Raw genomic sequence first — 710 nt, 5'->3', positions numbered from 1 at the left:
GCAACCAATACACACGCAACAAAGAGCACTGTCTGGAATGTCTGAATCTGACAAAGCTGTTAAAGACCTTATCAAAAATGAGTACCAGCATGGTTTCGTTACCGATATCGAATCGGAAACGTTTGAGCCTGGTCTAAACGAAGATGTGATACGCCGCCTTTCTGCAAAAAAGAAGGAACCTGAGTGGATGCTCGAGTGGCGTTTAAAGGCGTATCGTGCTTGGCTCGAAATGGATGAACCAGAGTGGGCACATGTTAATTTCCCGAAAATCGATTTTAACGAAATTGCTTATTACTCTGCGCCTAAGTCGAAAGACGACGGTCCGAAAAGTTTGGACGAAGTCGATCCAGAGCTGCTCAAAACCTATGAAAAGCTTGGGATTCCTTTGCACGAAAGAGCGCGCCTTGCCGGCGTAGCGGTTGATGCGGTGTTCGACAGTGTTTCGGTAACAACGACATTCAAAGAAAAGTTAACCGAAGCTGGCGTTATTTTTTGCCCTATTTCCGAGGCGGTGCATAAGCATCCCGAGCTGATCAAGAAATACATCGGCTCAGTGGTTCCTCAAAAAGATAACTTTTATGCAGCGCTCAACTCGGCTGTATTTTCAGACGGTTCATTTGTGTACATACCGAAGGGCGTTCGTTGTCCTTTGGAGCTGTCTACTTACTTCCGAATCAACGAAGCAAAGACCGGCCAATTCGAGCGTACAT

General features: G+C 46.2%; 1 pseudogene. It reads left to right on the top strand.

Annotation, left to right across the window (positions count from 1 at the left end):
- Positions 1-37: 37 nt before the first annotated feature.
- Positions 38-710 (top strand): annotated as a pseudogene (locus tag A3751_RS17975) (Fe-S cluster assembly protein SufB); the annotation flags it as partial.

The organism is Oleiphilus sp. HI0080, from assembly GCF_001635135.1.
The sequence above is the reverse complement of the archived record's forward strand: the minus strand, read 5'-3'. Positions and strand labels throughout refer to the sequence as shown.